Below are 24,497 nucleotides of genomic sequence, written 5' to 3' on the forward strand. Positions count from 1 at the left end.
GCCGTGTAGCGCGGACCACATAATTGCAGATTCTGAAAAATTGCAGATTCTGCTAAATTCTCTGTATGTCCCCAGTGGAGCAGGGCGAGACGCCCGTCGGGTGGCGGGAGCAGAAGAAGCAGCAGACGCGGCTGGAGATCTGCATGGCCGCGCGGCGGCTGGCCGTCGAGCGCGGGCTCGACGCCATGACCGTCGATGACGTATCCAAAGCGGTGGGGGTCTCGCCGCGCACCTTCTTCAACTATTACGAGACAAAACTGGACGCCGTCGTCGGTCCGGTGACCGAGATCGGCACGCCGCCGACGCGGGAGCTCTTCGTCGCGGGCGGGCCCACCGGCGTGCTGCTCGAGGATCTGGTCGCGCTGTACAGCTCCTCGTACGAGCCCGAAGAGCAAGCCCGCGAAGGCATTTCGCTCGTCACCCAGCTCATCACGACCGAACCCCGGGTACTGGCCGGCTTCGTCGCCGCGGGCGTGAAGCACGAGGCCGCGCTCCAGGATCTGCTGAGAGCGCGCTTGGGCGCCGCCGCCACCCCCGAATTCGTCTCCCTGACAGCGGGACTCATGTCGGCCCTCACCACGCGGGCCGCCATGTCGCTGGCCACCGATCCGGAGCGATCGCTGGCCACCGCACTGCACGAACAATCCGTCATGGCCGCTCGGCTGTTCCACCACCCTGCTGACAGGAGAAGTGATGACCGCGACGACTGAAGCGCCGCCGGCTCCGATAGTCCTTACCCAGAAACGAATCTGGCTGATCTTCTCCGCGCTCATCGCGGGCATGTTCCTGGCCAGCCTCGATCAGACCATCGTGGGCACCGCCATGCCGACCATCGTCGGCGACCTCGGCGGCATCTCCAATATGGCCTGGACCGCAACGTCCTACCTGCTGGCGACCACCATCGTGATGCCGATCTACGGCAAGTTCGGTGACCTGTTCGGCCGCCGCTGGCTGTTCCTGTTCGCCATCGCCATCTTCACCGCGGCGTCCGTCGGCGCGGCCGCGGCCACCGGATTCTGGGAGTTCGTGGTGTTCCGCGGGCTGCAGGGTGTCGGCGGCGGCGGTCTGATGATCCTGGCGCAGGCCATCATCGCCGATGTGGTGCCGGCCAAGGATCGCGGCAAGTACATGGCCCCGATGGGCGCGATCTTCGGTATCACCTCGGTGGCGGGTCCGCTGCTGGGCGGATTCTTCTCCGATTCGCTGAGCTGGCGCTACTGCTTCTGGCTGAATGTGCCGATCGGGCTGGCGGCCTTGGTGATCGCCTTCCGCTACCTGTCGATTCCGACGCATCGCCCGAAGACCAAACCCGACTATCTCGGCGTCATCCTGATGTCGTCGGCGACCGCGCTGCTCATCCTCATCACCGATTGGGGCGGTAAGCAGTACGCGTGGGGTTCGGCGGTGATCCTGGCGATGATCGCGGCGCTGGTCGTGGTGGTCGCGTCGTTCGTGATGGTGGAGGCGCGCGCCGAGGAGCCGATGCTGCCGCTGTGGCTGTTCCGCAATCGCACCTTCGTGCTGACTTCCGCGATCGGCCTGGTGGTCGGTCTGGTGATGTTCGCGGCGCTCGGCTTCCTGCCGACCTATCTGCAGATGGCCACGGGCGCGTCGGCCGCGGTGTCGGGCCTGCTGCTGATCCCGATGATGATCGGCATGATGGGCACGCTCATCGCCTCGATGACCGCGATCACCAAAACCGGTAAGTACCGGGCTTATCCGCCGCTCGGCGCGCTGATCATGGTGGGCGCCATGCTGTGGCTGACCACGCTGCACGCGAGCACTCCGATGTGGGTCATCGGCGGCATGCTGTTCGCCATGGGCGCGGGCCTGGGCCTGATCATGCAGATCATCGTGCTGGTGGTGCAGAACGCGGTGTCGGCGGACCAGATCGGCACCGCGACCAGTGCCAACAACTACTTCCGCGAAATGGGCGGCGCGGTCGGCGTGGCCATCTTCGGCTCGATTTTCACGCACCGCCTGACCGAGGGACTCACCTCCGCGTTCAAGGACCATTGGCAGGAAGCCATGGGTGCGCACCTGCAGGCCGGCAGCCTGGTGCCCTCGGTGGTCAAGCACCTGCCGAGCGGCCTGCACGATGCGATCGTGGGCGCCTACGTGCACGCCCTCGTGCCCGGATTCTGGTATCTGATTCCGGGCGCGATCCTGGCTTTCGTTCTGTCCCTGTTCATTCCGCAGCTGACCCTGTCCGATCAGGCCGGCATGGTGGCGCGTGGTGAGGCCGTCATGGCGGACGAGGAAACTCCGGAAGGCGAACCGGCGGAGGCGATTACGCCGACGCAGCGCTGAGCTGCCCGACCTCCGCGTCGCTCAGTGTGAGCGTCGCGGAGGCGAGCAGGGCGTGCAGCTGGTCCGGGGTGCGGGCGCTGGAGATCGGCGCGGCGACCGCGGGCCGGGCCCGCAGCCAAGCCAGTGCGACCGAGGCGACCTCGGCCCGGTGCGCGGCGGCGATCTCGTCCAGCGCGGCGAGCACGCGTTCGCCGCGCACATCGAGGTAGGCGCGAGCGCCCGCCGCCCGCGGGCTCGGGGTGCCCACGGCGTCCTCGCTCGGCACCGCCGAGTCGGCGGGCCGGTACTTGCCGGTCAGGAATCCGCTGGCAAGCCCGTAATAGGGGAGTACAGCAAGCTTTTCGCGTACGCAGAGATCGGCCAGATCGCCCTCGTAGACGCCGCGGTTCATCAGGTTGTAGAGGGGCTGCACGACCTGATACCGGGCCAGTCCCTCACGCTCGGAGAGGGCGAGCGCCTCCGCCAGGCGCGGTGCGGTGTACTGCGAGGCGCCGAGGTGCCGGACCTTGCCCGCGCGCACGAGTTCGTCGAAGGCGCCCAGGGTTTCGGCGAGCGGAACCTCGGTGTCGTCGTGGTGGGCGTAGTACAGGTCGATGTAATCGGTGCGCAGTCGCCGCAGTGAATCATCCACGGCCGCACGGATATTGGCCGCACTCAGGCCGGGCCGCTGCGGCGACTTCGCGACCTTGGTGGCGAGGTATACGGAGTCGCGGTTGCCGCGGCTGGCCGTCCACTCGCCGAGGATGGTTTCGGATTCGCCGCCCGAATTGCCGGGCACCCACACGCTGTAGGCGTCGGCCGTGTCGATCAGGTTGCCGCCCGCGGCGGTGAAGGCGTCGAGTACCGCGAAGGACCGGTCGCGGTCCGCTGTCCAGCCGAAGACGTTTCCGCCCAGGCACAGCGGGTAGATGTCGAGATCTGTGGTTCCCAGTAAGCCCATGGCATCCAACCTAGCGCGCATGTATAGTTGGCAACAGCAAGTAGTTGCATGAGCTAAGTAAATGGTTCGTAAAGGAATCGATCATGGTCACCGCAGCCCGTGATCCCAGTGTCACAACCGAACTCGAAGATGCCGACCTACTCGGTACTCAACTGGTTCGGCTGTTACGTGCCGTCGGCCGGGCGAAGCATCGGGTAATCAAGCACGGGCCGGAAGGCCTCGAGCAGCTTGCCTACTCCATGCTCTTCTGCCTGGTCCACGACGGACCGCAGCGCACGGGGAAGCTCGCGGAAACATTGCACGCCGAGATCTCGACCATCAGCCGGCAGAGTCGCAGCCTGGTGAGTCACGGTCTCGTGGAACGTGGCGCCGACCCCATCGACGGCCGCGCGTGCGTATTGCGTGCAACCGCGGAGGGTGAGCGGATCTTCACGGAGAACCGGAGGCAACGCACGCTCTGGCTCGCGGAACTGTTCGCCGACTGGCCATCCGCCGATCGCGCGGACCTGATCCGCCTGCTGGACCGATTCGTCAGCGGCATGGAAAGAACCACCGCTTCAACCGATTCGAAATAAGGCTTCGAGACATGACAACTGCGACCAACGAGGCGCCGCCCATCACGGCGGCGGGTGCACCGCCGAGATTGTCACATCGGCAGATCCTCACCATCCTTTCCGGCCTGCTGCTCGGCATGTTCCTCGCCGCGCTGGACCAGAACATCGTGAGCGTCGCGATCGTGAAGATCGCCAACAGCCTGCACGGCTTCGACCAGCAGGCCTGGGCCACAACGGCTTACCTCATCACCGCCACCATCAGCACTCCGCTGTACGGCAAACTCGCCGACATCTACGGGCGAAAATACTTCTACCTCACCGCCATCGCGCTCTTCGTGATCGGTTCGGCCGCGTGTACCTTCTCCACCTCGATGTACGAGCTGGCCGGTTTCCGCGCCTTCCAGGGTCTCGGCGCCGGTGGCCTGATGTCGCTGGCCATGACCATCATCGGTGACATCGTCCCGCCTCGGGAACGCTCGCGGTACCAGGGCTACTTCATGATGGTGTTCGGTATCGCCACCGTCGCGGGCCCGGTGCTCGGCGGCTGGTTCTCCGGCTTCGATCACCTGTGGGGCATCGAGGGCTGGCGCTGGGTGTTCCTGGTGAACGTGCCGATCGGCATTCTCGCGCTGGTGGTCGTCGCCAAGGTGCTGAACATGCCGCACCAACGACAGAACGTGCGCGTCGACTGGGGCGGCGCGGTCGCGCTGGCCATCTGCGTGGTGCCGCTGCTCATCGTGGCCGAACAGGGCCGCACCTGGGGCTGGGGCTCCGGCAAGGCGATCCTCTGCTACCTGATCGGGCTCATCGGCCTGGGGCTGTTCATCCTCATCGAATACCTGATGAAGGAAGCCGCGCTGATTCCCTTGCGGCTGTTCAGGAATTCGACCTTCACCGTCTGCATCGTCGGCGGTTTCATCGTCGGTATCGCCATGTTCGGCGCGATCTCCATGGTTCCGCTGTACATGCAGGTCGTGCGTGGCTTCTCGCCCACCAAGGCGGGTCTGCTGATGGTGCCGCTGATGGCGGGCCTGATGGCCGGATCGCTGATCTCGGGCCAGGTCACCAAGCGGACCGGACGGTACAAGATCCTGCCGGTCGTCGGCACCTTCATCATCGCCTGCGGTGGTGCGCTGTACGCGACCGTGCACTACGACAGCCCGCTGTGGCAGCCGCTGGTGTGGGGCGCCATCATCGGCCTCGGCCTGGGTTGCTGCATGCAGACCCTGATCATCGCGGTCCAGAACGCCGGTCCCCGTTCGGATATGGGCGTCTCGACCGCCGCGGCGACCTTCTTCCGGCAGGTCGGCGGCACCCTGGGTGTCGCGGTCTTCCTGACCATCCTGTTCAACCTGCTGCCGCACAAGATCACCGACGCCTTCGGCGGTCATCTGCCGCCCGGATTCAGCGCCGGCAAGCTCGACAGCATCCAGTCCAATACCGCTGGTATCCAGGCGCTTCCGGCGCAGGTGCGGGATCCCATCCTGATCGGTTTCACCAACTCCATGCACGGCGTGTTCTGGGCCGCGGCAGGCGTGGCGCTGCTGGCGTGCATCGTGCTGGCGTTCATGAAGGAGATTCCGTTGCAGGATCCGGGCGCCGCTGCCGCCGCTGCCGCTGCCGCCGAAGGCGCGCCCGTGGACTTCGGCGACGAGCCGGCCGACGATCCCGAATGGGGCGCCGAGCAGGTCTGGGAGGGCGCCGCACAGGTGATCTCGCAGCCCGAACCGGTACTGGCGGCCGCCGCGGCGGGCCGCCACGAGGCCAATGGTCATGTCGCGGTGGGCAATGGGCAGTACGCCGGCAACGGACAGCACGCGGTGACCAACGGTCACCTCGCGGCCACCGACTCGAACGGTGCGGCCGAGGACGACCGGTTCGCGGTCGCCGAAGGACAGCACGCCGCCAATGGTCTTGGCGCGCAACGCGCCACCGCCCAGCCGGGCGCCATCGTCGCGGCGCTGGACGGCGCCCTCGGCGGGCCCTCGATCGGCGGACATGTCCGCCGGGAGGACGGCCGGCCCGTCTCCGGTGTCGCGCTGACCCTCATCGATCAACGCGGGCACCAGGTTTCGCGCGCCCTCGGCGACGGTGGCGGCGCGTACCGCATCGAAACCCCCGCCGCCGGACACTATGTGCTGATCGCTTCGGCGGGCGGGCACATGCCGTCCGCGGTGAACGTCAAGGTCGACGGGCACGCTCAGCTGCTGGACCTCACGCTGCAGGGTTCGGGCGAACTGTCCGGCACCGTGCGCACCGCCGGGCAGGGCGAACCGCTGCCGGGCGCCACCATCACGCTGACCGATCCGCGCGGCGAGGTCGTCGGAGCGGCCGTCACCGGAGTGGACGGCGGCTACGTGTGCAACGGCGTGGTGTCGGGCGTCTACACGCTGGTCGCGGTGGCCGAGCACATGCGGCCGTTCGCCACCACGCTGGTCGTGCCCGACAGCGGACTGCTGCACTACGACCTCGAACTGACCGCGATGGCCATGCTGTCCGGCACGGTCGTGGCCGGCGGTCGCGCGGTGCCCGACGCCCTCGTCACCGTGCTCGACGCGGCCGGGACGCCGATCGGCACCGCCCGCACCGACGAGGACGGCCGCTACACGATGACCGACCTCGTCGAAGGCGGCTACACGGTGGTCGCCCGCGGATATCCGCCGGTCGCCACCCGGGTGACCGTCAGCGGCGGCCAGGTCGACCACAGCGTCGAGCTCGGCTACGACCTGAACGCGGCCGGCGCCGAACCGACCGGCGTGGAACAGTTCACGGACCGGCCATGAACGGCCTGACCGCGGAGATCCGCAGCGCGGAGGGCTGGCCGGTCCCGGGGGCGGTACTCACCGTCACCGATATGAACGGCCGCCAGCTCGCCCGCGCGGCGGCAGGCGAAACGGGGATGGCGGCCACCGCGCCGCTGCCCCCGGGCATGCACACCGCGGTGGTGACCGCGCCCGGGCATCAGCCCGTCGCGCGCGTCATCCGCATCTCCGCGGCGGGTGTGGGCGCACTCGGTGAGATCCGGCTGGAACGGGAAGCGGACGCCATCGCGCTGCCGCCGCCCGGACCGTGGACCATCGACCCGATGCATTCCACGGTCCAGGCCACCGCCCGGCACCTCGGCATCGCCGGGATCAAGGCGCGATTCGCGGAGGTGAGCGGCCGCCTCGACATCTCCGGAGTCTTCGAGCGGTCCAGCGGATTCGCCGAGATCAAGGCCGCCACCGTGGATACCGGGATCGGCATGCGCGACGACCATCTGCGCTCCTCGGACTTCCTCGACATCGAGCGATTTCCGTTGATCACCTTCACCGGCAACGGTTTCCGCCGCACTGGCGGCGACACCTGGGTGATGCCGGGCGAACTGGTGCTGCACGGCCAGACCCGCCCGGTCGAACTCTCGGTCACCTACGGGGGCTACGGGCCCGACCCGTGGGGTGGCGTACGCGCCGCCTTCCACGCCGAAACCCTGCTGCACCGCGAGGATTTCGCGATCGACTACAACGCCGTCGTCCGGGCCGGGATCGCGGCCGTCGGCACCACCGTGAAGATCGAACTCGATATGGAACTGGTGCAGGGCGAGCAACTGCCCACCATGTAGACACGACGCGAGTCGCGAAAGTCTCAGAGAACGGAAACCGCCCTCCCGGGGGCGGTTTTTCCGTTCCCTGGGAGCGGACTGCCAGGATCGGAAGTCGGAGGCGTGGGGCAGACTGGTGGACGTGTCGAACCATCCAGTGGCATCCATCATCTGTGCGTTGATCGCGGCCCTGCTCTTCGCCGTGGCCGCAGTGGCCCAGCAACGAGCGGCGGCAGCCGTCGCCGAGGGAGATGCGCTGATCGGGGCGCTGATCCGGAACCCACGCTGGTGGGCCGGTCTGGTGGGCGATGCGGGCGGCTACGGCATGCAGGTCGTGGCGCTGGCCCTGGGCGCTGTACTGCTGGTGCAGCCCATCCTGGTCAGCTCGCTGGTATTCGCGCTGCCGCTGGCGGCCCGGCTGAACGGGCGGCGGATCACCGGACGCGAAATGGGGATGGCCGTCGCGCTCACGGCGGGACTGGCGTGCTTCGTGGTGATCGGTGACCCGACCGAGGGCAAAACGACCGCGCCGCTGCACGATTGGATCGTGCCCATGGGCGTGCTGCTGGTGCTCATCGTGGCGGCCGTGATCGCCGGACTGCGCAGCGGGCCCGCGCCGCGGGCGCTGCTGCTCGGCGTGGCGAGCGGTTCCCTCTACGGTGTGGCAGCGGCGCTCACCTCCTATGTGTCCGGGCTGTTCGAGCACGGCTTCGGCCATGTGCTGACCAGCTGGCAGACCTGGACCCTGGTGGCGGCCGGGATCACGGGCGTCTATCTGCAGCAGCTGGCCTTCCAGGCGGGACCGCTGTCGGCGTCGCTGCCGACGGTGATGATCGCCGAACCGCTGGTGGCCGCCTTCCTCGGACGCACGGTCCTCGACGAACGACTACAGGCGCACGGGTTCGGTCTGGTGATCACCGGTATCGCGGTACTGGTCATGTGTGTCACGGCGGTGGGGTTGTCGCGTTCGCAGGCGCAGGCCGGTGCGGTGACGGCGGAGGAACCGGCGCAGAGCGTCGCACGATAGTTTCGGGCGGCACGGGTCGTTCAGAGCGAGAACAGACCCCAGGTGATGGCCCAGGCGACCCATGCGCATGCGGCAATCAGCAAGACGCCCAGTCTGATTCGAGGTACCGCAGCGGCCCGTCCGCGCACGGCGGTCGTCACGGTGACGGCCAGCAGCGCGACGGTGATCAGCGCGAGCGACTGCAGCACCAGCCAGACCACCGGGCGTGAAACAGCCACCGGGCCGACGGTCTGCGCATCGGTGGCGAGGATCGATTCCACGTACACCACGGTCGCCACCGGGGAGACCAGGCCGGATACCGCCAGCAGCCGGGCGGACCAGCGGGCGATGCGCGAGCGGCGGTCGCCGAAGGACATCAGCAGGTAGGCGAGGAACGCCAGGATCAGCGCCGCGAGCACGATCGACTGGGTGCGCGCCGAGGTCCACCAGCCGTGTCCCGGATCGCTGCTCGACACGTTCTGCACGGGCGGCCGATCCGCCGTGGAAGCGGGCGGTGCACCCGTGGCGACCTGGTTCACCCAGGTGGTCATGGTGTCGAGGTAACCGGGCGCGAAGGCGCCGGGTGGCGCGCCCGGATCGGGTGCGGGGCCGAGACGATCGAAGCCGTCGGTGGTCATGCGGCCACCGTGCGCACCGCCCGCGATGAACCGGATGGTGACCGAGGGGGATGCCGTCAGCGTGTTCCGCAGCACCGCAGCGCTTTCCGCGGGCGGCACCTGGACATCGTGATCGCCCCACAGGGCCAGGACCGGGATGTGAACTTCGCGCAATGCGGGCAGTGGATCGAAGGCGGCCTCGGGGAAGATTCCGGTCTCGCCCAGCAGCCGGGCCGCCGGGCCCGCGACGGTAGCCGCGAGCGAACCGGTATCGCCGTGATGGCGCAGGGTTTCGGCCAGACTCCAGGTCTGGGTACGCAGCGGCGTGAAGCCGGGCGCGCCGAGTGTGATCAGGAAGGCGATATCGGCCGAGCGCGCGGCGGCCAGCGGCGCGACCCAACCGCCCTCGCTGAAACCCCACAAGCCGACCTGGTCCGCTCGTACTCCCGGTGTGCGGCGCAGGGTTTCGACCGCGCCGAGCGCGTCGTCGGCGAGCAGGGAGAAGTCGCGGTGGTTATGCGAGTAACCGGTGGTGCGTTTGTCGTAGATCAGAGTGGTGATGCCGGCCGCGGCGAAAGCCTCCGCCTCGGCTCGGTATTCCGTGCGCGGTCCCGGTCCGGAACCGCCGACCAGGACAATGCCCGGTGTATCGGAATGCGTTGCGGCAGGGGCAATGACGGTGCCGTGCAGCGTGAGACCGCCACCGCCGGTGAAGGTGACCTCCGTGCCGCCGGATGCGGGCGCGGCATCGGCGGATCCGGCAGGCAGGAACGGCGGGGCGAGTATCAGAAGTGCCAGCAGGAGTATGAGGGCAAGGCGGGGTAACCATCCGAGGGCTTTCCGGGATGGCAATCGAGTGTTGTGCATGTTCAGTTGTCTTTCGGTGCGAGTCAGGTTTCCGGGAAGCCGAACAGCCTCAGTAGCACGGCTTTCCGGTCGTCACCGCGGTCGTCGCCGTCGGGGCTGTAGCGGTAGACGAGCTGGATGTACTCCTCGAAGAACTCCCGGAGCCGCGCCGGATCGACGCGAATCGTGGCGCGGGAGAACAGGAATGCGTCGGCCCATTCGCCGAGTTCGGGGGCCTTCCGCTCGAAGTCCTCGTAGAGCTCGACCAGTTCGGCGAGGTTGTTCCGGTTCATTTCCGAACTGACCGCCCACATCTCGGGCGTCTGTTCGCTGTACGGGGGATAGCGGCGGTCGCCGGGTACGGCCCGCCACCAGCGTTCCTTGCCGGTGGCCAACTCCGGAACTTCCTCGATGAAGCCGTGTTTGGCCAGCTGCCGCAGGTGGTAGCTGGTGAGCCCGGTGCTCTCGCCGAGCGCCTGGGCGAGCGTGGTCGCGGTGACCGGCCCCGCGCGCAGATGTTCCTCGATGCGGCGGCGCAGCGGGTGGGCGAGCAGCCGCAGGGCGGCCACGTCGGTAATCCTCTGGGGGACAGGCTGATCGGCCATGACGGCCAGCCTACTGCGTGCAAAGAGTGTTTGCAAAGACTCTTTGCATGGCTTGGTTGGGTGTCGAATCGGCCGGGGGTGCGTGTCGGCCGGGTTTCGAATTCCTGGATCCGGGTACCTTCGCGTTGTTTGCCATGAATTCGCTGTATCAGAGATCCGGTGCTGAATTGAGTGGGCACTCAACTTGAGTGCTCTCTCAACTTAGCTCGAGAGGATGCCTCCCATGTCGCATCTCGCTGTCTTCGGCGCCGGGCTGGTCAACTACCTGAACGCGGTCGACGCCGAGGTGCGGCCGCATGGCGTCCGGGTGAGCAGCCTGCAGATCCCTCAGCTGGTCGAACGCAGCGCCGCCGCTGCGCTTTTCGACCAGGGGCACTTCGACGGCATCGATGTCGGCGAGGTGGTGCGGATATCGCCGGACGAACTCGCCGCCGCCGTATTCGATCTGGCCACCGCCGGGACCGTGGTCGAACGCGTGGCGTGAACGCATGACAGTTGTCATGCGGAGGAGGTGATGGTTGGCAGAGTCGGTGCGGCCCGCGCGTCCGTAACGTCATTTCCTGTAGCGCACAGTCGGATCACGAACCAACAGGAGTTGCCGAAATGACCGCCAACAGCACCGGCACGACCGGCCAGAGCACTCCCGCCGCACTGCCCGGCAACCCGGCGCCGGTCCGGAATCGGACCAATATGCTGCGACTGCTGGCCCCGACGGCCCGGGATATCGCGGTTCCGCTCGCCGCGTACTTCGCCCTGCACTGGGCGGGCTACTCGGATTTCGCCGCCCTGCTGGCCGGTGCGGTGGTGTCCGGCGCCATGGTGATCTACCAGGTGATCAAGGCGCGGCGCATCGACGCGCTGTCGGCGATCATCCTGGTGGGCTTCGCCTTCGGGCTCATCGCCTCGTTCATCAGCGGGGACGCGCGGATGATGATCGTCCGCGATTCCCTCAGCACCGCGGCCATCGGCTTGGCCTTCCTGATCAGTGCCCTGATCGGTAAGCCACTGACCTACGCCGCCTCGCTCAAGGCCTTCGCCACCTCGGATCCGGCCAAGGCGGCCGCCATGGCGGAGTCCTACCGGACCGTTCCGGGGGTGCGGAAGGTGCACCTCGCGCTGGCCTCGGTGTGGGGCGTGGGCCTGCTCGCCGAGGCCGGGGCCCGGGTGGTGCTGGCCTACCAGCTGCCGGTGCACACCATGGCCTGGTTGTCCACCGTGCTCATGGTCGGTACGTTCGGTGTCCTCTTCCTGATTACCGCCCGGGCCATCAAGTGGGCCCGGAAGGCGTTCAACCTCGCGGGGTTGCCAAATTAAGCACGTGTGATTAACTGCGGGTATGAGTGTGACCGAGGGACCAGTCATGCAGATCGCCTGGGTGGTGGAGGACATCGCCGCGGCCGAGAAATTCTTCGGCACCCTGATGGGCGTACAGAAGTGGGCGCGCATGCCGGACGTCCACTTCGGACCCGAAACCTCCACCTACCGAGGCGAACCCGCGGACCACACCGCACACGTCTCGCTCTCCTACCACGGCGATATGCAGCTCGAACTGATCCAGCCCGTCAGCGGCGTCTCGATCTACACCGAGTTCCTGGAACGCGGCGGACCCGGACTGCACCACATCTGCCTGGAACCCGACGACTACGACGCCGCCCTGCGCGATGCCGCCGCCCAGGGCATCGATGTCGTACAGGACGGCAATATAGGTGGTCAGCTGCGCTTCGCCTACCTGGACGGCGCGGCCGCGGGCGTGCCCTTCATCGAACTGGTGGAGATCGGACCGCATATGCGAGTGCTTTTCGACCAGTTGAAGAAGGATATGCAGTGAGCACAACCGACATTCCCGAAGTCGTTGCCGCGGCAGCCGTTACCGCGTGGGATGCCGAATTCGACGTGGTGGTGGCCGGATTCGGCATCGCTGGCGGCTGCGCGGCCGTCGAGGCCGCCACCCGGGGCGCCCGCGTCCTGGTGCTGGAGCGGGCCGCCGTGGCGGGCGGCACCACCGCGCTGGCCGGCGGGCACTTCTACCTCGGCGGCGGCACCGCGGTGCAACAGGCGACCGGGCATGCCGACTCGGCCGAGGAGATGTACAAGTACCTGCTCTCGGTATCGCGCGATCCGGAACCGGACAAGATCCGCGCCTACGCCGACGGCAGTGTCGCGCACTTCGATTGGCTGGAACAGCTCGGCTTCGAGTTCGAACGCAGCTACTACCCCGAGAAGGCAGTCATCCAGCCCGGCACCGAGGGGCTGATGTACACCGGCAACGAGAAGGTGTGGCCGTACCGCGAACAGGCCGTGCCCGCGCCGCGCGGGCACAAGGTACCGGTGCCCGGCGATACGCAGGGCGCGGCGCTGGTGATCGAACTGCTGGTGAAGCGGGCCGCCGCCCTCGGCGTCGAGGTGCGGTACGAGACCGGCGTGACCAACCTGGTGCTCGACGCGGACGGCGCGGTGGCGGGTGTGACCTGGCGCAAACCCGGGGAAACCGGTGCCGTCAAAGCGAAGTCGGTAGTGCTGGCCGCCGGCGGGTTCGTCATGAACACCGAGATGGTCGCCGCCCACGTACCGTGGCTGGCCGAGAAGCCGTTCGTGCTCGGCACCACCTATGACGACGGGCTCGGCATCCGGCTCGGCGTCTCGGCGGGTGGCGCCACCCGGAATATGGACCAGGCCTTCGTGACCGCACCCGTGTATCCGCCCGCGCAGTTGCTGACGGGAATCGTGGTGAACAGCAAGGGGGAACGGTTCGTCGCCGAGGACTCCTATCACGCGCGCACCTCCGCCTTCGTACTCGATCAGCCCGGCGCGGCCGCCTACCTGATCGTGGATTCGGAACATATGGAACGGCCGGTCTTCCCGCTGGTGCCCTTCATCGACGGCTGGGAGACGGTCGAGGAGATGGCCGCGGGGCTCGGAGTTCCCTACGAGACACTGCAATCCACGCTCGACAACTACAACGCCAATGCCGCCCTGGGGAAGGACCCGGACCTCCACAAGGGTGCGGAATGGCTGGAGCCGCAGGACAAGGGTCCGTGGGGCGCATTCGACCTGACACTGGGCAAGGCGCTCTACGCCGGCTTCACCCTCGGTGGACTGCGGACTTCCGTCGACGGAGAAGTGCTGCGCGACAACGGGTCACCGATTCCGGGCCTCTACGCCGCCGGGGCGACCTCGTCCACGCTGGCCCAGGACGGCAAGGGGTATGCCAGCGGCACGCAGCTGGGCGCGGGTTCGTTCTTCGGCCGCCGGGCCGGGCATCACGCGGCCAGCCGCTCCAGCTGACGTAGTAGTTCGGAGCCGGTGACCGGATCGAGGACGCCGAACGTGCCGCCGTTCAATTCGACGGCGGCAATGCGTTGTTCGGCGGTCTCGTAGCGGTAGCCGCCCTCGAGACCGGGGTCCAGGGTGACGGTCACCTCGTACCGGCCGCCGACCCGGCGGGACAGCACGGTAGGCGCGATCTCCCAGCCGCGTTGCTGCAGGCCGAAGATCCGATCGGTCCGCGCCTGCCGATCCGTGAAGCGCGGCAACAGATTCGAGTCCGACTCCTCGGGCGTGAACCGGTGCGTGCTGCGCCGGAGTTGCGGAAAGGGCTGCCGCAGCGCGTGATCCGCGAACACCTCCTGCCACCGGCCGAGATCATCGGCCAGGTGCAAGGGGTGGGCGACGCCGATCAGCACGTCGCCGGAGGGTTCCAGCTGCGCGCCGGTGACATCGGTCAGCATGCCGTCCGTCGCCACCCGGAAGGAACCGGTCACGGTGCCACCCGGTTCGAAGGTTGCCCAGACCAGTTGCCGCGCGAGGTCTCCGAGTCCCGGGTGCTCGATGATCAAGGTGTGATGGGTATCGGCGCGCCAGCGGCGGCCGTCCACCATGGCCGCTTCGAGCCGCCGAATCTGGTCCGTGGTCACCGTTTTCGGCTCTTGCGCCGCGGTCGCGGTGGTTTCGGTGACGCCGGGTTGCGGCAGTAGCGCCGCGACCATCGGCCCGGCCCAAGCTGTCGGCGGATCGGCGGACAGGGCTGAAAGCTGTTGCACCGTTGCCTGATAACTGTCGGGCGGTGCGGTCGCCAGCAGGGCTCGCACCCGTCGTGCCAGCTGATCATCGGCGAGCGAACCCGGGGGTTCGGGCGCGATGACTTCCAGCCGGGCGGTCCGGCGGCCGCGCAGAGGATTGTGTTGCGAGATCCGGATGGCGGACCGCCACACCGTGGCCGCCGCGGCGAAGGCGTGGCCGTGTTCGAGAATCCAGCTGTCCGCGAACCGTTCGGCGAACTCGCGCTCGCGCGTCGCATCGAGAGCGACGGTGGTGCTGGTGAACAGCGCGAGCGCGTAGACCGCCGCGGCGCCCTCGGGAACAGCGGGTTCCTGCGGTGCATCCAGATACGCCCGCGCGGCCGCGGCCAGCGGGCCCAGTCCCTCTGCCTCGGCCGCGATGAGCACGGGTTCGATGGCGGCCCGGCGGCGGCGCAGGAAGGCCCGCAAGGCCGCGGTGGCATCGGGATTCACCGGTCGTGGCGGCTCCGCGTCGGTCATGACATCGATCTTGCCGCCGGGCACCGACATATTCCGGCGGATTTCGTCGGTGCCCGGCGGTAATGTGCTGGAGAGGTCTTGATCAACACGGGGAAATGATCATGAGCGGGGGAATCATGGGCAGGAGCAGGATCGGCCGGCGGATGGCCGCGCTGACGCTGACGGCGGGGGTGATCGCCGCCTGTGGCGGGTCGAGCGGCGGCGGCGATCCGTATCTGTGGCTCGAGACGGTGGACAGTCCGCGCGTGCAGACCTGGGTGTCCGCGGAGAACACCAAGACACAGAACGTGCTGGAGCAGGATCCGCGCTACGCCGACAATCTCGCGCAGGCGGTGGCCCTGGGGAATGCGCCCGATCGATTGGCCGTGCCGACGTCCATCGGTGGCGTGATCGGCAACTTCTGGCAGGACGCCGACCATCCGCGCGGTATCTGGCGCGAGACCGCCGTCGCGGATTACGAAGCGCCGCAACCGCAATGGAAGACGGTGCTGGATCTGGACGCGGTCGCGAAGACCGAGGGCCGGAACTGGGTGTGGAAGGGCATGGACTGCGATCCCGTCACGCACCAGCACTGCCTGGTCTCGCTCTCCGACGGCGGTGAGGACGCCGTCACCGTGCGCGAATTCGACCGCACCGCAGGGAATTTCGTGGATGGCGGGTTCACGCTGGACCGCGGGAAGCAAATGGTGTCGTGGGCGGACGCCGATACGCTGCTGGTCTCGCGGGAATGGCAGCCGGGGGAGAAGACCACGTCGGGCTACCCCTATGTGGTGAAGCGCTGGCATCGCGGGCAACCGCTGGATCAGGCGCAGGAAGTGCTGCGCGGGCAGCAGTCCGACGGCCTGGCCACCGCGGCCTTCCTGCTCGACGACGGCACCGGCCGGCGGCTGAATGTGCTGGCGCGCAAGCCGTCCTTCTTCGACACCGAGTACAGCCTGCTGTCCGGAGCGCAGCCCGTCCCGCTGGCCTTGCCCGCCAAGTCCGAGGTGGACGGCATGGTCGGCGGCAAGGTGCTGGTGTCACTGCAGCAGGAGTGGACTGCCGGCGGCACCAAGTTCCCGGTGGGAGCGCTGGTTTCGCTGCGGGCCGACGACATGGTCGCCGATCCCGCGAATCTGAAGCCCACTCTCGTCTATGCGCCCGGGCCGCAGGAAACGGTGCAGCAGGTGCTCACCACCCGGGACCGGGTCGTGGTGACCTCGCTGTACGACGTCCGCGGCCGCGCCACCGTCTACTCCGCGCAGCCCGACGGGACATGGTCGGGCACGCCGGTTCCCGTGCCCGACAATGCGACCGTGAGCGCGGTGGATGCGGACTCGCACGGTGACACCGCCTACCTCGCGGTCGCCTCGCCGGTGACGCCGTCGACGCTGTGGCGGCTGAACGCGGTGACCGGCGCGTTCGACATGGTGAAATCCGCACCGGCGCGGTTCGATTCGTCGGGCCTGGTGGTCGAGCAGTCGAAGGCGACCTCGCCGGACGGGACGAAGGTGCCGTACTTCGTCGTACACGCGAAGGACATGAAGTACGACGGCAGCAATCCGACCATCGTCTATGGCTACGGCGGTTTCGGGTCCTCATCTCTGCCCGGGTACGACGGAATCCTCGGCAAGGATTGGCTGGCGCACGGCGGCGTGTACGTCATCGCCAATATCCGCGGCGGCGGCGAATACGGACCGGCCTGGCACGACGCGGCCCTGAAGACCCAGCGGCAGCGGGCATTCGACGATTTCGCGGCCGTGGCCAAGGATCTGATCGGCCGGAACATCACCACGCCACGGCATCTGGGCATCGAGGGCGCCTCCAATGGCGGCCTGCTGATGGGTGTCGAATTCACCCAGCACCCGGAACTGTTCAATGCCGTGGACATCGGCGTCCCGTTGCTGGACATGGAACGGTACGAGCAGATCGAGGCGGGCGCGTCCTGGGTGGGCGAGTACGGTTCGATGTCGAATCCCGCCGAGCGGGCCTTCCTCGAATCCATCTCGCCCTACGCACAATTGAAGAAGGGCGTGCAGTACCCCCAGCCATTCATCTGGACCACCACCAAGGACGATCGCGTAGGTCCGCAACATGCCCGGAAGTTCGCCGCCCGACTAGCGGAGTACGGCGATCCCTACTTCTTCTACGAGGGGACCGAGGGCGGCCACGGCGCCGGCGCGAACAACGACGAGAAGGCGCACACCACAGCGCTGCAGTACACCTACTTCATGCGGCAGCTGATGTAGCGCGAGCGGTGCCGGGCCGATGCGGCGAATCAGTCCCGCACGATCAGTGAAACGGCCATGGGGACGAGCACATCCACCAGGTCCGCCACCGGTGGGCGGGGGTCGGAGAGCAGCCACTCGTGGGCCAGGCCGTTGATCGCGCCGATCAGGGCGCTGCCGGCCAGGCCCGGGGTGCCGCGGGTGTGGGCGCCGGGGCCGGCCAGGGGTTCGATGGCCGAGGAGATGGTGTCGGCCCAGGCGTGGCGGCGGGCGCGGCGATGCCGTTCCATCCGGTCGCTGACGCCGACCACCTCGACGAAGGCCACCTTGGCCCGATGCGGATCGGAACCGAGCGAGCCCAGGTAGGCGGTCAGTGCGTGGGTGACCGTCGCGGTCGGATCGGGATCGGGGCCCAGTTCGGCGAGGGCGGCGGCGAGGGTGAGTGCGGCCTGGTCCTGGATCTGGTCGTAGGCCGCGACCAGGACGTCCTCGCGGGTCTCGAACTCCTCGTAGAACTGCCGCTTGGACAGTCCCGCGGCGGCGCATACATCGGCGAGCGAGCAATCGGCGTAGCCGCGCTCGCCGAAGATGCGGATGGCGGCGTCCAGGAAGCGCTGTCGCCGTTCGGCTTTCCGTTCGGCGACGGCCCGTCCGCCGTACTGCCTGCCCTCGATCGTCACTGTCGGCCCTCGAACATCACGCACTCAAGGTAGCGGCACCGCCCGGCGGATCAGCGCCGGGGACGTAAACCGTCAAGCATGTGGCGGACCGTTTCCTCGAAGAGGACGTCCGCCTCCTCCGGCGGGACGAAGCCCGAACCGACGAAGGTGGCCAGGCCCTGCAGCGCGGCCATGGCCGACAGGCAGATGGTGCGCGGGTCGCCGTCCACCACTTCGCCGCGCTCCTGGCCGTCGGCGATCATGTCGAACGGGGTGGCCAGGGTGCGGGCGGCGGCCGCCTCGATATCCGGGGTCTGCCGGTGCTTGCGCGCGAACATGAGGGCCAGCAGGGCGGGATTGTCGATGGCGAAGCGCAGGTAGGTGCGGGCCATGGCGTGCAGCCGCTCCAGGAAAGTGCCGCTGGCAGCGGCCTTTTCGAAGGCGCCGCCGAGCCGGTCGAAACCCGCCACGGCCAGTGCGTCGAGCAGCGCCTGCTTATCGCGGAAGTGGCGGCTCGGCGCGGCGTGGCTGACGCCGGTGTCGCGGGCCAGTTGCCGCAGGGATAAACCGTCGACCCCCGAGCGACGCAGCGTGGCCTCGGCGCGGCGCAGGAGTTCGGCCCGCAGGTCGCCGTGGTGATAGGAGCGCGGTCTGGCTATCGACATGGTCATTGCAGGATATAGGACACACTCGGCAATGTTTGCGTTGACTACTTTGTTGTCGCTGCCTACATTATGCGACATGGCGAAAGACGTTGCGGTGCCGCAGCACGCGGCGCCGAAAGACGCGGCGCGCGTACCCCTGCGCGGCTGGATCGGCCCGATGCTGATCATCACGCTGCTCGCGGCGCTGCTGGGCACCATGTACCTCGGCTACACCTCCGACCCGGAGAAGAACCTGCACGACTTCCCGATCGCCCTGGTCAACCAGGACGTCGGCGATGTCATGGACGGCAAGACGGTGAACATCGGCGATCAGATCACCGCCACGCTGACCCAGAAGATCCCGTCCGACAAGGTCGATCTGCACGTGGTCGGCATCAACGAGGCGCACACCCAGCTGCAGGAGGGCCGCGCCTACGGCGCCATCGTCATTCCCGGCGACTTCACCAAGCGGCTGAACATCCTCGCCGCGTCCTCGGTGGTGCCCGGCGATGTGGAGCAGCCGATCATCACCGTCGAGACCAATCCGCGCGCGGGCACCTATGCCTCGCAGATCATGTCGCGCATCACCGACCAGGCGCTGGGTCAGGTCAACGAGACCGTCGGCGCGCAGCTCACCGCGCAGGTGAAGGCGAAGCTGCAACCGCCGCCGGGCGCGGCGCCCACCGAACTCGTCGGCGCGGCGCGGTTGCAACTCGCCAAGCCGATCGATGTGGTGACCACTCCTTACCGTCCGCTGGGCAGCGGTACCGGACAAGGCTTGTCGGCCTTCTTCTACACCGTTATCCTGCTGCTCGCGGGCTTCAGTAGTTCGCTGCTCATCCACGCCATGATCGACAACGTGCTCGGCTACGTGCCGGCCGAGTACGGGCCGTGGTACCGCCACCTGCCGCCGGTGGCCATCAGCCGATGGCGCACGCTGCTCGTGAAGTGGGGCATCGCCGCGCTCACCGCGCCGCTGGTGTCGGGTGTATTCCTCGGCATCGCACTGCTGTTGGATATGCCCATCGACCTGAAGCTGCCGCTGTTCCTCTACGGCACGCTCGCCGTCGCGGCCGTCTCGATCACGGGCCTGTCGATCCTCGCGGCCTTCGGCACGGTCGGCCTGATCGCCAATATGGTCTTGTTCGTGGTGCTGGGCCTGCCGTCGTCCTCGGGCACCGTGCCCATCGAGGCGACACCGCGTTTCATCGCGCGGCTCGCCGACTTCGAGCCCATGCACCAGATCTATCTGGCCGTGCGCGCCCTGCTGTTCTTCGACGGGCATCTGGAATCGGGTCTCGGACACGGCCTCTGGATGACCCTGTTCGGTCTGGCCGTCGGCCTGCTGCTGGGGTTCGTCGTCACCCACGCCTACGATCTGCGCGGCCTCTACCGGCTCGGCGTGCCGCATCGGACCGAAACGGCGGTGGTGGAGTAGCTCACTCGCCCAGGGACTTTCGGCCCTTTTCGTTGCCGTGCTGTGACGGCAGGATGGGGCCGGGGCATCGAATACCTCATCACAGGGCGATGAGTGTGGGGCGGTTCAGCGCAATGGGTACGTCACGGTTCGATCAGTTGACCGGGCAGTTTCTGCTCGAGGTGCGTGAGGCGGGCGGCGGCCTGCCCGCGGTGTGTGCGGCATGCGTGCGAGTGCTACCGGTGCGACGGTGCGCCATCGTGCTGGAGGATGGTGAGGCGGGCCTCCAACCCTGGTGTGCCAGTGACGATTTCGCCGATCTGGTGGAGAGCGCGCAGGCGACGGCGGGGGAGGGGCCCGCGCTGTCGGCGGTGGCGTTCGGGGTGCCGGTATCGGTCATCGATCTCAGCGTGGACTGCGAGCGCTGGCCGGGTTTCGCCGAGGCGCTGTCCGGCGCGGGCGTCTCCGGTTCCATGCTGGCGGTGCCCTTGCGGCTGGGTGGGATTCGACTCGGGTCGGTGGATCTGTACCGCGATGCGGTGGGCCGCAACGGTCCGCGGTTCATCGCGACCGCGCTGCACGTCGCCGATCTGGTGACCGCCAGCCTGGTGCTGGCCGCCGGGGACGCGGCCCAGCAGTGGGCGCAGCCCCCGTCCGCGCGGCGCATTCATCAGGCGGCCGGTATGACCAGCGCCCGCCTCGGCATCGACCTCGCCGACGCCTATGCCTGCCTGCGCGGATACGCCTTCGCCCACGGCCTTTCGCTCATGCAGGTATCGCAGCGCGTGATCGACCGCGAGGTCTGCATCGAAGTCGAATGACTCGGCCCGAACGACCGGGCGGGAGTCGGTGAGCAGCCTGCGGACGGGAGTCAGTGCGCAGCGGTCGCTTTGAAGCCGCGCGGCACCAGCACCACCGTCAGCACCGCGACCGTGCCCACCAGCCCGGCGGAGATCCACGAGGTGGTGGTCAGCGCGGAATCGTAGGCGTGCTGGGCGATCCGCAGCACTTCGTCACCGGTGGTGCCGCCGATATGGTGCGCGACGTACGCCGCGCCGCCGACGGATCCCCGCGCGTCCTCGAGGTCGGCGCCCTCCAGCGGGAGCCCGGTCATGTGCCCGGTGAACAGTCGGCCGTGAATACTGCCCAGCAGTGCGACGCCCAGGCCGATGCCGAGTTCGTAGTTGGTCTCCTCGACCGCGCCCGCCTGCCCGGCTCGTTCCGCCGGCACCGCGGACACCAGGATCGCGGCCGCGGTGGTGATCGCGAGCCCGTCGCCGATGCCGAGGCAGGCCAGAATCATCGCGACCAGCGGATAAGTGGTGTTCGGGATGGCGGCCAGCACCACGAAACCCACTGCCAGCGCGCCCAATCCGAAGCCCATGAGCACGCGCACCCCGACCCGCTCCATGAGCCACGGCGTGGACAGTGAGCCGAGCAGGGTGGCGATGGCGGCGGGCAGCGTGCGCACGCCCGCCTGCGACGGCGAATAGCCGTGAATGTATTGCAGCCACAGCGAGATCAAGAACAGTGCGGCGCCGATGGCGAGCATGGCCAGCAGGGTCGCCAGCGCCGCCGCGGTGAAGGCGCGATTGCGGAACAGCCATACATCCAGCAGTGGGTCCGCCGACCGCGACTGCCGATACGCGAAGAGCCCCAGCAGGACTGCCGAGGCCACCAGGATCACCCAGTCGAGCACCGCCGGATTGCCCTTGGCCACATGCTTGATGCCCCAGGCCAGCGCCACGACGCCGAGCACCGACAGCACCGCGCTGAACCAGTCCAGCCGGCCGTGCTGCGGCGCCCGGTATTCCGGCAGCAGCCAGAGCCCGGCGATCACCGTCACCACGACCACCGGCACGTTCAGCCAGAACGCCGCCGACCAGCCGAACGCCTCCACCAGCTGCCCGCCGACCAGCGGCCCGATCGCCGCGCCCGCGCCGGCGACGGCCGCCCAGATGCCGATGGCCATGGTGCGTTCGCGGTCGTCGGTGAAGATATTGCGGATGAGCGAGAGCGTGGACGGCATCACCATGGCGCCACCCACACCCAGCAGGGCCCGGCCCGCGATCAGTTGCGTGGGCGTGTGCGCGGTCGCGGCGACCACCGAGGCCAGGCCGAAGAGCACGAAGCCCGCGATGAACAATCGCTTGCGGCCGAACCGGTCACCGATGGCCCCGCAGGTGATGAGCAGGCCGCCCAGCACCAGGCCGTAGAGGTCCACGATCCAGAGTTGTTCCATGGGACTGGGTTCCATGTGATCGATGAGCGAGGGCAGCGCGACATTGAGGATCGTCGCGTCCATCGCCACCAGCAGCAGGCTCGCGCACAGCACCGCGAGCATGGCCCATCGGCTGGCGGGCGCGGGTGCGTGCAGTTCGGGCCGATCGCCGGACTGTTGCCGATGCGGGATGCGGCCCACGGTTTCCCGCCTCCTCGACTAGTCGCTCACCAGATGGACAGCAACACTCTGGTTAAGAACGATAGCGCGGGGTTACTTGTCCGCGGTCTGCTTGGCCAGCAGGTCGCGAATCTCGGTGAGCAGCTCCAGCTCGGTGGGGTCGGCCTTGACCGCGGTGGGCTTGAGCAGCCGGGACTTGAGGTGGTTCATCGGCAGGATGAGCACGAAGTAGAGGACCGCCGCGACGCAGACGAAGTTGATGCCGGCGCTGATGATCGGACCGAGCGCCACGAAGGTGGACGGCTTGTCGGCGATGATCTGAAAACCCAGACCGTACTGCTTGTTTCCCCCGAGCAGCGCGAGCAGCGGTTCGATCACGCCCTTGGTCACCGAGGTGACGATCGCGGTGAAGGCGGTGCCCATCACCACCGCCACCGCGAGATCGATGACATTGCCCCTCATCAGGAAGTCTTTGAAGCCCTTGAGCATGACGCTGCTGAATCCAATCCCTACGATTTCGATAGCTACTGCGTCGAGAGTCTAGGGTGTCCGGATCGTGACACGCTAGCGACCTTTCAGTTACCGAACTCACCCGCCGCTGTCCGCGCGGAAGGTCCGCACCAGCGCAACGCACATGGCAAGCATGACCACACTGAACGGCAAGGCGATGAGAATCGCCACGGTCTGCAGGGTCGTCAGCGCCGACGCGCCGGTCCCGCTGGCCACCAGCAGCGCCACCGCCACCGCGCCCTGCGCGCAGGTCCAGAAGCAGCGACTCCAGGTGGGCGGCTCCGGATTACCGCCGGAGGACAACATGTTCACCACCAGCGCACCGGAATCGGCGGAGGTGACGAAGAACAGCACGATCACCAGAATCGCCAGCCCCGCCGTGATGCCGCCGCCCGGCAGCGTGTGCAGCAGCGCGAACAGCGCACTGTCGCGATCGGGACCGTCCGGCCCGACAAGTCCGCCGCCACCGAACATTTCGCGATGCAGGCCCGCGCCACCGAAGACCGCGAACCACACGAAGGTGAGCAGCGTCGGCACCAGCAGCACCCCGGCCACGAACTCACGCACCGTGCGGCCGCGGGAGATGCGCGCGATGAACACACCCACGAAGGGCGCCCACGAAATCCACCAGCCCCAATAGAACACGGTCCACTGCTGCGTCCACGCGGTGCCGTCCGGCCCCTCGCTGGCGCCGGTGTAAAGGCTGATCTTGGGCAGCGACTGCAGATACGCGCCGAGGTTCTGCACCAGGTCGTTCACGATGAACAGGGTCGGCCCGGCCACCAGCACGAAGATCAGCAGCACCCCCGCCACTCCCATGTTCACCTGCGACAAGAGCTTGATCCCCTTGTCCACCCCCGTGACCACCGACACCGTCGCCAGCGCCGTGACCGCCACGATCAGCACCACCTGCAGGCCCTTGCCCGGTTCGTGCAGCCACCCTTGGAAATTCAGGCCCGCCGAGATCTGCAGCACGCCCAGCCCCAGCGAGGTCGCCACGCCGAACACGGTCCCGATCACCGCGACAATGTCGATCACATCGCCGCGCCAGCCCTTGATGCGCTCGCCCACCAGCGATTCCAGCGACCAGCGAATCGACACCGGCCGCCCCTTGCGGTGAATCGAGTAGGCGATGGCCAGCCCCACCACCACATAGATGGCCCACGGATGGATGCCCCAGTGCAGGAAGGTCTGCACCATGGCGGCATCCGCACGCTGCGCGGTCGTCGCCCCGACGCCCGGCCGCGGATCCTCGAAATGGAACAGCGGCTCGGCCACACCCCAGAACACCAGGCCGATCCCCATGCCCGCCGCGAACAGCATGGAAAGCCAAGCGCCCATCGAATATTGGGCCGTCTCCCCGTCATCACCGAGGGTGAGGTTCCCGAACCGCCCCATCCCGAGCCAGATGGCGAACACCACGAACAGGCTCACGATGACGATGTAATACCAGCCGAAACTGCCGATCACATTGTCCTGCAACATCTTCGCCTGCCGGGCGGCGGTATCGCGAAAGACGATGGCATACACCGTGAACGCCGTGACCACGATGGCCGAAGGCCAGAACACCCGCGGCGCCACCGCCACTCGCGGATGAACCGGGGCCGGATCGGACGAGGTGGTGCCGGGCGTACTCACGGGTGATGTCCCCCTGCGGAGTCGG

Annotated in this window: 22 protein-coding genes; 13 read left to right on the forward strand and 9 right to left on the reverse strand. The window is 67.8% G+C overall.

All coding sequences use genetic code 11. The annotated features are described in order from the left end of the window. Positions 1-65: 65 nt before the first annotated feature. On the forward strand, positions 66-710 hold the full coding sequence (locus ACH438_RS23240) for a TetR/AcrR family transcriptional regulator (RefSeq protein WP_397008507.1): 645 nt from the start codon (positions 66-68) through the stop codon (positions 708-710). Then, complete coding sequence (locus ACH438_RS23245) at positions 694-2,310, forward strand: MDR family MFS transporter (RefSeq protein ID WP_397008509.1); 1,617 nt, start codon at positions 694-696, stop codon at positions 2,308-2,310. Before ACH438_RS23240 ends, ACH438_RS23245 begins: the two co-directional genes overlap by 17 nt. Here the strand turns inward: ACH438_RS23245 and ACH438_RS23250 are convergent. Then, positions 2,291-3,250 carry an aldo/keto reductase gene (locus tag ACH438_RS23250; RefSeq protein ID WP_397008511.1) on the reverse strand — a complete coding sequence of 320 codons (960 nt, stop codon included), beginning with the start codon at positions 3,248-3,250 and terminating at the stop codon, positions 2,291-2,293. The genes ACH438_RS23245 and ACH438_RS23250 overlap by 20 nt on opposite strands. An 83-nt stretch (positions 3,251-3,333) precedes the next feature. Between ACH438_RS23250 and ACH438_RS23255 the strand changes: the two genes are divergently transcribed. From ACH438_RS23255 to ACH438_RS23270, 4 genes are all read left to right on the forward strand, one after another. Further along, on the forward strand, positions 3,334-3,825 hold the full coding sequence (locus tag ACH438_RS23255) for a MarR family winged helix-turn-helix transcriptional regulator (RefSeq protein WP_397008513.1): 492 nt from the start codon (positions 3,334-3,336) through the stop codon (positions 3,823-3,825). 11 nt (positions 3,826-3,836) lie between these two features. Then, positions 3,837-6,587: an MFS transporter gene (locus tag ACH438_RS23260; protein WP_397008515.1), complete on the forward strand. Its 2,751-nt coding sequence runs from the start codon at positions 3,837-3,839 to the stop codon at positions 6,585-6,587. Further along, a complete protein-coding gene (locus ACH438_RS23265) occupies positions 6,584-7,405 on the forward strand; it encodes a YceI family protein (RefSeq protein ID WP_397008517.1) in 822 nt (273 codons plus the stop codon). Before ACH438_RS23260 ends, ACH438_RS23265 begins: the two co-directional genes overlap by 4 nt. Positions 7,406-7,526: 121 nt before the next feature. Continuing rightward, entirely contained in the window at positions 7,527-8,411 is an 885-nt protein-coding gene (locus ACH438_RS23270) for a DMT family transporter (RefSeq protein ID WP_397008519.1), read from the forward strand. A 20-nt stretch (positions 8,412-8,431) separates the two neighbouring features. On the opposite strand, the gene ACH438_RS23275 is transcribed toward ACH438_RS23270, so the two are convergent. Next, positions 8,432-9,874 carry an alpha/beta hydrolase family protein gene (locus ACH438_RS23275; protein ID WP_397008521.1) on the reverse strand — a complete coding sequence of 481 codons (1,443 nt, stop codon included), beginning with the start codon at positions 9,872-9,874 and terminating at the stop codon, positions 8,432-8,434. Between the two features lie 23 nt (positions 9,875-9,897). Next, entirely contained in the window at positions 9,898-10,458 is a 561-nt protein-coding gene (locus ACH438_RS23280) for an ArsR/SmtB family transcription factor (RefSeq protein WP_397008523.1), read from the reverse strand. A 223-nt stretch (positions 10,459-10,681) separates the two neighbouring features. Between ACH438_RS23280 and ACH438_RS23285 the strand changes: the two genes are divergently transcribed. From ACH438_RS23285 to ACH438_RS23300, 4 genes are all read left to right on the forward strand, one after another. Next, complete coding sequence (locus ACH438_RS23285) at positions 10,682-10,942, forward strand: hypothetical protein (protein ID WP_397008525.1); 261 nt, start codon at positions 10,682-10,684, stop codon at positions 10,940-10,942. Between the two features lie 119 nt (positions 10,943-11,061). Next, the gene (locus tag ACH438_RS23290) at positions 11,062-11,772 is read left to right on the forward strand and encodes a VC0807 family protein (protein WP_397008527.1); all 711 of its coding nucleotides are present in this window, start codon (positions 11,062-11,064) and stop codon (positions 11,770-11,772) included. 22 nt (positions 11,773-11,794) lie between these two features. Next, the gene (locus ACH438_RS23295; RefSeq protein WP_397008529.1) at positions 11,795-12,286 is read left to right on the forward strand and encodes a VOC family protein; all 492 of its coding nucleotides are present in this window, start codon (positions 11,795-11,797) and stop codon (positions 12,284-12,286) included. Next, positions 12,283-13,743 carry an FAD-binding protein gene (locus tag ACH438_RS23300; RefSeq protein WP_397008531.1) on the forward strand — a complete coding sequence of 487 codons (1,461 nt, stop codon included), beginning with the start codon at positions 12,283-12,285 and terminating at the stop codon, positions 13,741-13,743. Before ACH438_RS23295 ends, ACH438_RS23300 begins: the two co-directional genes overlap by 4 nt. On the opposite strand, the gene ACH438_RS23305 is transcribed toward ACH438_RS23300, so the two are convergent. After that, a complete protein-coding gene (locus ACH438_RS23305; protein WP_397008533.1) occupies positions 13,719-14,996 on the reverse strand; it encodes a DUF4132 domain-containing protein in 1,278 nt (425 codons plus the stop codon). The genes ACH438_RS23300 and ACH438_RS23305 overlap by 25 nt on opposite strands. A 101-nt stretch (positions 14,997-15,097) precedes the next feature. Between ACH438_RS23305 and ACH438_RS23310 the strand changes: the two genes are divergently transcribed. Continuing rightward, complete coding sequence (locus ACH438_RS23310) at positions 15,098-17,224, forward strand: prolyl oligopeptidase family protein (RefSeq protein WP_397008535.1); 2,127 nt, start codon at positions 15,098-15,100, stop codon at positions 17,222-17,224. A 29-nt stretch (positions 17,225-17,253) separates the two neighbouring features. On the opposite strand, the gene ACH438_RS23315 is transcribed toward ACH438_RS23310, so the two are convergent. Both ACH438_RS23315 and ACH438_RS23320 read right to left on the reverse strand, forming a co-directional pair. Beyond that, entirely contained in the window at positions 17,254-17,883 is a 630-nt protein-coding gene (locus tag ACH438_RS23315) for a TetR/AcrR family transcriptional regulator (protein WP_397008537.1), read from the reverse strand. A gap of 50 nt (positions 17,884-17,933) precedes the next feature. Next, complete coding sequence (locus tag ACH438_RS23320; RefSeq protein ID WP_397008539.1) at positions 17,934-18,527, reverse strand: TetR/AcrR family transcriptional regulator; 594 nt, start codon at positions 18,525-18,527, stop codon at positions 17,934-17,936. A 76-nt stretch (positions 18,528-18,603) separates the two neighbouring features. On the opposite strand from ACH438_RS23320, the gene ACH438_RS23325 reads away from it, so the two are divergent. Further along, positions 18,604-19,944 carry a YhgE/Pip domain-containing protein gene (locus ACH438_RS23325; protein ID WP_397008541.1) on the forward strand — a complete coding sequence of 447 codons (1,341 nt, stop codon included), beginning with the start codon at positions 18,604-18,606 and terminating at the stop codon, positions 19,942-19,944. Between the two features lie 113 nt (positions 19,945-20,057). After that, positions 20,058-20,744 carry a GAF and ANTAR domain-containing protein gene (locus tag ACH438_RS23330; RefSeq protein WP_397008543.1) on the forward strand — a complete coding sequence of 229 codons (687 nt, stop codon included), beginning with the start codon at positions 20,058-20,060 and terminating at the stop codon, positions 20,742-20,744. 50 nt (positions 20,745-20,794) lie between these two features. Here ACH438_RS23330 and ACH438_RS23335 read toward each other — a convergent pair whose 3' ends face one another. The 3 genes from ACH438_RS23335 to ACH438_RS23345 form a co-directional block, all read right to left on the reverse strand. Further along, on the reverse strand, positions 20,795-22,345 hold the full coding sequence (locus tag ACH438_RS23335) for an MFS transporter (protein WP_397008545.1): 1,551 nt from the start codon (positions 22,343-22,345) through the stop codon (positions 20,795-20,797). A gap of 72 nt (positions 22,346-22,417) precedes the next feature. Next, positions 22,418-22,786 (reverse strand): large conductance mechanosensitive channel protein MscL, encoded by a 369-nt coding sequence (gene mscL / locus ACH438_RS23340; RefSeq protein ID WP_397008547.1) that lies wholly within the window; start codon positions 22,784-22,786, stop codon positions 22,418-22,420. A gap of 126 nt (positions 22,787-22,912) precedes the next feature. Continuing rightward, entirely contained in the window at positions 22,913-24,472 is a 1,560-nt protein-coding gene (locus ACH438_RS23345) for a BCCT family transporter (protein WP_397008549.1), read from the reverse strand. Positions 24,473-24,497 lie beyond the last annotated feature (25 nt).

The sequence above is a fragment of the Nocardia sp. NPDC020380 genome, assembly GCF_044386975.1.
In the GTDB taxonomy this organism is placed as follows: domain Bacteria; phylum Actinomycetota; class Actinomycetes; order Mycobacteriales; family Mycobacteriaceae; genus Nocardia.